This window comes from Variovorax sp. 01T439_2, assembly GCF_056398445.1.
Genome location: NZ_JBFTPJ010000207.1, coordinates 1 through 7252, shown reverse-complemented (window position 1 = coordinate 7252; position 7252 = coordinate 1). Strand labels below are relative to the sequence as shown.

Here is a 7252-nt window from a genome sequence, read left to right as displayed (position 1 = left end):
CGCTCGGGCCCGCTGGCCGCGGCGGCCGGATCGCCGGTGCCGCTCGAATCCGAGCGCGGCTACCACGTGGTCGTCGAAGGCGCTTCGGTGGGGCCGCGCACGCCGACGATGGTGGCCGACGGCAAGCTCATCGCGCACTGGATGGACGGCGGCCTGCGCGCGGCCGGCCAGGTCGAGATCGGCGGGCTCGATGCCGCGCCCGACTGGCGGCGCGCCGAGATCCTGCACCGGCACCTGCTGTCGATGTTTCCGGCGCTGGCCGCCCAGCCGCCGCAGGCGGTGGCCGTGAAGCACTGGCTCGGCCACCGGCCCAGCCTGCCCGATGGGCTGCCCTGCATCGGCGCGTCCGCGGCCAGCGCGGACATCGTGCTGGCCTTCGGGCATGGGCACGTGGGCCTGTGCGGTTCGGCGCGCACCGGCAGGCTCGCGGCGCAATTGCTCGCGGGCACCGCGCCCGAGACGGCGCTGGCTCCTTTCGATCCCGCCCGCTTCAGCTGACGCGCGGCGCGGTCTTCCTCAGCGGTAGCCCTGGTAGACGCGGCTGCGGCCATCGGCCAGCACCAGCAGCACGTCGTAGGGATCGCGCCGATCGCCATAAGCGGCGCCGTCCATGCCGGGCGATCCGACCGGCATGCCAGGGACGGCGAGGCCGATGGCCTTGGGCCTTTCGCGCAGCAGCCTGTGCACCTCGCGCGCGGGCACGTGGCCTTCGAGCGCATAGCCGCCGACCAGGCCGGTGTGGCACGAGCCCAGCGCGGCGGGAATGCCGAGCCGCGTGCGCGCGGCGCTGTTGCCAGCATCGTGCACGCGGATAGCGAAGCCGTTCGCCTCGAGGTGCTTGACCCAGTCCTGGCAGCACCCGCAGTTCGGGTCCTTCCAGATCTCGACCATCGGTGCGGCGGCCGATGCGGCCAGCGGCCATGCCGCCGTGGATGCGAGCGCGAGCAGCGGGGCGGCGCGCAGAAGAAGGGTGCGTCTTTGCATGGCTTGTTTCTCCTCAGGACGGCAGCTGCGCGCGGGCCTTGTCGGCCCACGCCTGCAGGTTGTCGAGCAGGTCTTTCTGGCTGAAGGAACAGCTCTCCTCGCTGAACAGCGCGCTCGATTCGAGCCGGTCGAGCAGGTTCAGCAGCACCTCGCCATAGCGAGGCGGCAGGGCCGCGAGCAGTTCGCTGCTCGCACGCGCCTCGTTCGAGAGCGCGGCGACCGATCCGCCGCCGCCTTGCAGCGCCGCGATGCCACTGCCGATGGTTTCGAGTTGCCGTGCGGCGGTGTTCATGGCGAAGCCTTTCCGGGTGGCGGCAGCGAGAGGCCGCGTTCGCGCATCAGGTCGCGCAGCACGTCGGGGTAGTCGGTGATGAGGCCGTCCGCGCCCCAGTCCATCAGCCGCAGCATGTCGGCGCGCTGGTTCACGGTCCAGGGCAGCACCTTGAGGCCGAGGCCTTGCGCTTCCTTGATGGCGGGCCGTGTCAGGTCGTTGTAGGCCGGCGACCAGATGACGGGCCCGCCCGCCGTGCCGGCCGCGGCCTTGACCAGCTGCGGCGTCGACGCGAACTGCGCCGCGTCGAGGCCGGCCGTCCAGCGGCTGTCCTTGAGCGTGCGCGCGGAGCTCAGGTAGGCCCGCGGCAATTGCGGCGCAAGCTGGCCGACCAGCGCAAGCGTGCGCCAGTCGAAGCTCTGGATGGTCACCCGGCCGCCCATCTGCGCCTTGTCGATCTCGGCGAGCAGGGCGCGCACCATCGGCTCGGGCGCGGCGGTTTCGTCGGGCTTGGTGGGGTCGATCTTGGTCTCGATGTTGAAGCGCACCGTGGCCGCCGCGGCGCCGCGTGCGCGCACATGGTCGAACAGCGCGGCCAGGGTCGGAATGCGCTCGCCGTCGCGCGGCAGCTGCAGCGCGAACTGCTTGCCGTAGTTGCTCGCGGGATTCAGCCGGCCCACGTCGTAGCTCTGAAGCTGGGCCAGCGTCAGGGAGCGGACGGTGGGGCCGGCCTTCGATGCGAGCCACGCACCGTTCGCGTCGCGCGTGTGGTCGGCATTGAGCGCGGTGTCGTGCGAGATCACGACCACGCTGTCGGCCGTGAGCCCGATGTCGAGTTCAAGCGTGTTCACACCCAGGTCGATCGCGTTCGAGAACGCGGCCAGCGTGTTCTCGGGTGCGAGCCCGCGCCCGCCGCGATGCGCCTGCAGGTCGAAGTGCTGCTTTGCCGCGGGGAGAATGGCCGCGCAGCCCGCAACGAGCAACGCGGCGGCAAGCAGTGGGAATTTCATTTCAGCTGCACCTTGATGCCGTCGTCCTGCACCGTGATGTCGCCGATCTCGTAGGTCTTGCGCCCCACCGTGAGTTCTTCGGCCGTGAAGCTGCGCAGCACCTGCCCCTGCAGCAGCTCCTGCGCCACCACCGCGCCCACCTGCTGCAGGCGTTCCGCATCGCGGCCCTGCACGCCCTGCAGCTCGAGGCGCTCGGCCTTGGGATGGTCCAGGCGCAGCGCGCGCGCCGCGGCGTCGTAGCGCAGCGCGCTGCTGACCGAGACCACGCCCTGTACCGGCGAGGCGGCCAGCAGGGGGCTGGCAATGGTCAGCGTGGCCGTGATGGCCGCGCGGTTGCTGCGCGCATCCAGGCCCAGCTGCGGGTCGCGCAGCCCGACCATGAAGATCTCGGCATAGCGCTCGGCCACCGGAAAGCGCTTGGCGATCTGCGCCTGCAGTTCGTCGCGCGTGGCGGTGTATTCGCTGGTGAAGAAGTTGAAGCCGGCCAGCGCGGAAAGCGGCGCCTGCAGGGCCGCGGCGCCGCACAGCGCGCGCAGCAGCATCCAGCGGCGGGAGGTGGTGAAGGGCAGGGAGCGGATTTGCATACTCCTCGGAGCTTGCCACAGCCCGCGAGGTTCCGGCCAGTACGGCCTCCGGCCGGCGCGCTGGGCCGATGCTGCTATGCGGACAGGAAAATCTCCTACGCGGCCGGGCCGCCCAGCAGGCCACGTTCAAGGCTTGGAAAAAAAGACCAACGATGCAGGGCACGACGCGAATCGGAATTTCTGGCTGGCGCTATGCGCCATGGCGCGGCCGCTTCTATCCGAAAGGGCTGGCGCAGCGGCTCGAGCTCGACTTTGCCTCGCGCATGCTGCCCACCATCGAGATCAACGGCTCGTTCTATTCGCTGCAGCGCCCCGTGTCCTACCAGGCATGGCACGACGCGACGCCCGACGATTTCGTGTTTGCGGTGAAGGGGCCGCGCTACATCACCCACAACCTGCGGCTCAAGGAACCGCGCGCCGCGCTGGCCAACTTCTTTGCGTCGGGCGTGTTCGCACTCGGCGCCAAGCTGGGCCCGATTCTCTGGCAGCTGCCGCCGTCCTTCGCCTACGACGGCGATCGCCTCGAGGAATTCCTGGCGCTGCTGCCCCGGGACGGCCGCTCGGCCCTCAAGCTCGCGCGGCAGCACAACGAGAAGCTCAGCGACGACCGTGCTTTGCTGAAGGCGCCCGCGAAGCTGCGCATCCGGCATGCGGTGGAAGTGCGCCATGCGAGCTTTGCGAATGCGGACTTCATCGCGATGCTGCGCCGCCATGGCGTTGCGCTGGTGGTGGCCGACACGGCAGGGCGCTGGCCGCTGCTCGAAGACCTGTGCGCCGACTTCGTCTACATGCGGCTGCATGGCGACAAGGAGCTCTATGCGAGCGGCTACGACGATGCCGCGCTCGACCGCTGGGCCAAGCGCATCGACGCCTGGCGCCATGGACGGCAGGTGAAGGACGCGAGGCTGGCCGTGCCTTCGCGCCGGCTCTCCGGCCGCAAGGGGCGCGACGTGTTCTGCTACTTCGACAACGACGTCAAGGTGCACGCGCCCTACGACGCCGCGCACCTCGCGGCCCGGCTCGGCGTGGCCACCGGACTGGGGGAGGACGACAACTTCGAAGCGCCGCCGGACATGGCCGTGCGAAAGCCGGCGCGTGCGCGCTCAGGCCGCAAGTAGCGCGGCGCCCGCGTACCGCTTCAGTCGTGCAGCGACGAAAGGAATTGCTTCAGCTCGGCCGTCTGCGGATTGCCGAAGATGTCGGCCGGCGGCCCCATCTCGTGCACGCGGCCCTGGTGCATGAAGATGACGCGGTCGCTCACCTTGCGCGCGAAGCTCATCTCATGCGTGACCATCAGGAGCGTGATGCCTTCGTCGGCCAGCGACTCCACCACGCGCAGCACCTCGCCCACCAGCTCGGGGTCGAGCGCCGAGGTGATCTCGTCGCACAGCAGCACAGCCGGCTCCATTGCCAGCGCGCGGGCGATGGCCACGCGCTGCTGCTGGCCGCCCGAGAGCTGCTCGGGCATGGCGTCGAATTTTTCGGCCAGGCCCACGCGTTCGAGCAGCTTGCGCGCCTGCGAGGCCGCCTCCATGCCGCTGCGCTTCTTCACCAGCGTGGGGGCGAGCATCACGTTCTTGCCGACCGTGAGATGCGGAAACAGGTTGAAGCTCTGGAAGATCATGCCCACGCGCTGGCGCAGCTCGCGCATGGCCATGGCGCTCTCGTGCAGCAGGGGCTTGCCATCGACCGTGAGCGAGCCTTCCTGGAACACCTCGAGCCCGTTGATGCAGCGCAGCAGCGTGCTCTTGCCCGAGCCGCTCTTGCCGATGATGGCAATGACTTCGCCGCGCTTCACCTCGAGGTCGATGCCCTTGAGCACCTCGTTGGCGCCATACGACTTGCGCAGTGCGGTCACGCGCACGATCGGCGCGGCAAAGGTCTGGGATTCAAGCACGGCGGCCATGGGATTTCCTCTCGAGATTCTTGGCGTACAGGCTTACCGGGAAGCACAGCACGAAATAAAGCAGCGCCACGCAGCTGAACACCACGAAGGGCTGGAAGGTGGCGTTCGAAATCATGCTGCCGGCCTTGGTGAGCTCGACGAAACCGATCACCGAGGCGAGCGCCGTGCCCTTGATCACCTGCACCAGGAAGCCCACCGTCGGCGCGATCGCGATCTTCACCGCCTGCGGCAGGATCACGTGGCGCATCTGTTCGCTGAAGCTCAGCGCCAGGCTGCCCGAGGCTTCCCACTGGCCCTTGGGAATGGCGGCCACGCAGCCGCGCCAGATCTCGGTGAGGAAGGCGCTGGTGTAGAGCGTGAGCGCCACGCTGGCCGCGGTCCACGCCGACACGTCGATGCCGAACAGCGCAATGCCGAAGTAGGCGAGGAACAGCTGCATCAGCAGYGGYGTGCCCTGGAACAGCTGCACGTAGAGGCCGACGGCGCGGCCCATGGCGCTGCCGCCGCGCAGCCGCAGGAACAGCAGCAGCGCGCCCACCAGCCCGCCGCCGATGAAAGCGATGAGCGAGAGCACGACGGTCCAGCGCAGCGCCATCAGCAGGTTGCGCAGGATGTCCCAGAGAGAAAAATCGACCATGGTGGTGGCGTCCTGCGTTCAGCGGCCGAAGAAGAATCTCGGCCCGGCCCAGTTGAGCAGCCTGCGCAGCGCAACGGCCAGCGCCAGGTAGAGCAGCGTGGCGACGATGAAGGCCTCGAAGGCGCGGAAGTTGCGGCTCTGGATGAGGTTGGCCGCGTAGCTCAGCTCCTCGGTGGAGATCTGCCCGCACACGGCCGAGCCCAGCATCACGATGATGATCTGGCTCACCATGGCGGGCCACACCTTCTTGAGCGCCGGCGGCAGCACCACGCGGGTGAACACCTGCACCTTGTCGAGCGCCAGGCTCACGGCCGCCTCGATCTGTCCCTTGGGCGTGGCCTCGATGCCGGCGCGGATGATCTCGGTGGAATAGGCCCCGAGGTTCATCACCATCGCAATGATCGATGCCACCTCCGGCGTGAGCTTGACGCCCGCCGCGGGCAGCCCGAAGAAGATGAAGAACAGCTGCACGATGAAGGGCGTGTTGCGGATCAGCTCCACATAGCTGCCGACCACCCAGCGCAGCCACGCCGGCCCGCTGGCGCGCGCCCAGGCGCAGGCCACGCCCACGGCCATGCCGATGACGGTGGCGATGGCCGTCAGGCCGACCGTCCACGCGATGCCCTTGGCGAGCAGCCGCCAGTCGACGAGAACAGCACCGAAGTCGAATTCCATGGCCGCGCCTTTGTTCGGGGTTCAGCGAGCGAGGCTCAGACCGGCAGGTCGCCGGCGGCCTTGCCGAGCCACTTCTTCGACATGGCGTCGAGCGTGCCGTCCTTCTTGGCGGCCGCAATGATCTCGTTGACCTTGGTCTTCAATGCGGTTTCGCCCTTGGCCACGCCGACGAAGCAGGGGCTGTCCTTCAGCAGCAGCTTGAACTCGGCGCTCACCTTCGGATTCTTGGCGAGCATGTCGCCGGCAACCGCCGCGCTGGTGGCCAGGGTCTGCGTCTGGCCGGCCACGAAGGCCGCGATGGTGGCGTTGTTGTCCTCGAAGCGGCGGTAGTCGACGTTCGGCGGCGCCACCTTGTTCAGTTCCTGGTCTTCCATCGCGCCGCGCGTCACAGCAACGGTCTTGCCGGCCATGTCGGCAAAGCTCGTGAGCTTCATGCTCTTGGAGGCATACACGGCCTGGAAGAAGGGCGCGTAGGCGGCGGAGAAGTCGATCACCTTCTCGCGCTCGGGGTTCTTGCCGAGCGTGGAGATCACGAGGTCGGCCTTGCGCGTCTGCAGGTAGGGAATGCGGTTGGCGCTGGTCACGGGCACCAGCTCGACCTTCACGCCGAGCTTGGCGGCGATCAGCTCGGCCATTTCCACGTCCAGGCCCTGGGGCTTCATGTTCCTGTCGACCGAGCCGTAGGGCGGATAGTCGGTGGGCACGGCGATCTTGATGGTCTTGGCCTTCAGCACGTTGTCCAGCGCGTTCTGGGCCTGGGCCGTACCTGCCGCCGCCAGCATGGCAACGGATGCAAGCGCGAGCGAGAGATGGCGTTTGGACGAAGAGAAAGTCATAGCAGGGCTCCTAGGTAAGTCGATGAATCGGTGTCGTCGGGGGAGGGCGCGGCGGCCTTGCGCCGCGTGGGCTTGGCCGCGGTGGTTTTCTTCTGCGGCTGCAGCGGCGCCAGCGCGTCGCGCAGCTGCGCGAGCGGATCGGTCGGCGCCTGCACGCGCAGCGCCGACTGCACCGTGCCGATGTGCGCGGCCATCAGCGCCTCGGCGGCGGCGTGGTCGCCCCGCTCGAGGGCGGAAACGATCTGCACATGGTCCTCGCAGGACTGCACGGCGTCGTGCGTGGACTGGTAGAGCATGGCGATCAGCGTGGTGCGCGCGGTGAAGTCGCGCAGCGTGTCGGCCAAGAGCG

The 7252-nt window shown here is 68.7% G+C and carries 11 protein-coding genes; 2 read left to right on the top strand and 9 right to left on the bottom strand.

The genetic code is table 11. From position 1 onward, the window contains the following. On the top strand, positions 1–498 hold a 498-nt coding region (locus AC1DOC_RS12145; RefSeq protein ID WP_478129855.1), incomplete at its 5' end, for an NAD(P)/FAD-dependent oxidoreductase. 18 nt (positions 499–516) lie between these two features. Here AC1DOC_RS12145 and AC1DOC_RS12140 read toward each other — a convergent pair. The 4 genes from AC1DOC_RS12140 to AC1DOC_RS12125 are packed head-to-tail and all read right to left on the bottom strand — an operon-like array spanning position 517 to position 2849. Then, entirely contained in the window at positions 517–984 is a 468-nt protein-coding gene (locus AC1DOC_RS12140; protein ID WP_478081325.1) for a DUF411 domain-containing protein, read from the bottom strand. A gap of 13 nt (positions 985–997) precedes the next feature. Next, positions 998–1276, bottom strand: a complete 279-nt coding sequence (locus tag AC1DOC_RS12135; protein ID WP_478081324.1) for a hypothetical protein — start codon at positions 1274–1276, stop codon at positions 998–1000. After that, entirely contained in the window at positions 1273–2265 is a 993-nt protein-coding gene (locus tag AC1DOC_RS12130) for a glycerophosphodiester phosphodiesterase (protein ID WP_478084059.1), read from the bottom strand. Before AC1DOC_RS12130 ends, AC1DOC_RS12135 begins: the two co-directional genes overlap by 4 nt. Continuing rightward, complete coding sequence (locus tag AC1DOC_RS12125; protein ID WP_478081322.1) at positions 2262–2849, bottom strand: YceB family lipoprotein; 588 nt, start codon at positions 2847–2849, stop codon at positions 2262–2264. The genes AC1DOC_RS12130 and AC1DOC_RS12125 overlap by 4 nt, the downstream gene beginning before the upstream one ends. A 152-nt stretch (positions 2850–3001) precedes the next feature. Here AC1DOC_RS12125 and AC1DOC_RS12120 point away from each other — a divergent pair, with 152 nt between their 5' ends. Then, positions 3002–3967, top strand: coding sequence for a DUF72 domain-containing protein (locus tag AC1DOC_RS12120; RefSeq protein WP_478081321.1), 966 nt, complete (start codon positions 3002–3004; stop codon positions 3965–3967). Positions 3968–3987: 20 nt separating this feature from the next. On the opposite strand, the gene AC1DOC_RS12115 is transcribed toward AC1DOC_RS12120, so the two are convergent. The 5 genes from AC1DOC_RS12115 to AC1DOC_RS12095 all read right to left on the bottom strand — a co-directional run. Next, entirely contained in the window at positions 3988–4755 is a 768-nt protein-coding gene (locus AC1DOC_RS12115) for an amino acid ABC transporter ATP-binding protein (protein WP_018905539.1), read from the bottom strand. Next, positions 4739–5392 carry an amino acid ABC transporter permease gene (locus tag AC1DOC_RS12110; protein WP_015866448.1) on the bottom strand — a complete coding sequence of 218 codons (654 nt, stop codon included), beginning with the start codon at positions 5390–5392 and terminating at the stop codon, positions 4739–4741. The genes AC1DOC_RS12115 and AC1DOC_RS12110 overlap by 17 nt, the downstream gene beginning before the upstream one ends. An 18-nt stretch (positions 5393–5410) precedes the next feature. Continuing rightward, positions 5411–6067 (bottom strand): amino acid ABC transporter permease, encoded by a 657-nt coding sequence (locus tag AC1DOC_RS12105; RefSeq protein ID WP_015866447.1) that lies wholly within the window; start codon positions 6065–6067, stop codon positions 5411–5413. A gap of 35 nt (positions 6068–6102) precedes the next feature. Further along, a complete protein-coding gene (locus tag AC1DOC_RS12100) occupies positions 6103–6903 on the bottom strand; it encodes a transporter substrate-binding domain-containing protein (RefSeq protein WP_307596246.1) in 801 nt (266 codons plus the stop codon). Further along, the coding region (locus tag AC1DOC_RS12095) for an FCD domain-containing protein (protein WP_478129854.1) at positions 6900–7252 on the bottom strand (353 nt) is incomplete at its 5' end. The genes AC1DOC_RS12100 and AC1DOC_RS12095, both read right to left, overlap by 4 nt.

Excerpts from the sequence above, each read along its gene's own strand:
- AC1DOC_RS12100 (WP_307596246.1), bottom strand. The coding sequence starts at position 6,903 with ATGACTTTCTCTTCGTCCAAACGCCATCTCTCGCTCGCGCTTGCATCC.
- AC1DOC_RS12105 (WP_015866447.1), bottom strand. The coding sequence starts at position 6,067 with ATGGAATTCGACTTCGGTGCTGTTCTCGTCGACTGGCGGCTGCTCGCC.
- AC1DOC_RS12120 (WP_478081321.1), top strand. The coding sequence starts at position 3,002 with ATGCAGGGCACGACGCGAATCGGAATTTCTGGCTGGCGCTATGCGCCA.
- AC1DOC_RS12115 (WP_018905539.1), bottom strand. The coding sequence starts at position 4,755 with ATGGCCGCCGTGCTTGAATCCCAGACCTTTGCCGCGCCGATCGTGCGC.
- AC1DOC_RS12140 (WP_478081325.1), bottom strand. The coding sequence starts at position 984 with ATGCAAAGACGCACCCTTCTTCTGCGCGCCGCCCCGCTGCTCGCGCTC.
- AC1DOC_RS12130 (WP_478084059.1), bottom strand. The coding sequence starts at position 2,265 with ATGAAATTCCCACTGCTTGCCGCCGCGTTGCTCGTTGCGGGCTGCGCG.
- AC1DOC_RS12125 (WP_478081322.1), bottom strand. The coding sequence starts at position 2,849 with ATGCAAATCCGCTCCCTGCCCTTCACCACCTCCCGCCGCTGGATGCTG.
- AC1DOC_RS12135 (WP_478081324.1), bottom strand. The coding sequence starts at position 1,276 with ATGAACACCGCCGCACGGCAACTCGAAACCATCGGCAGTGGCATCGCG.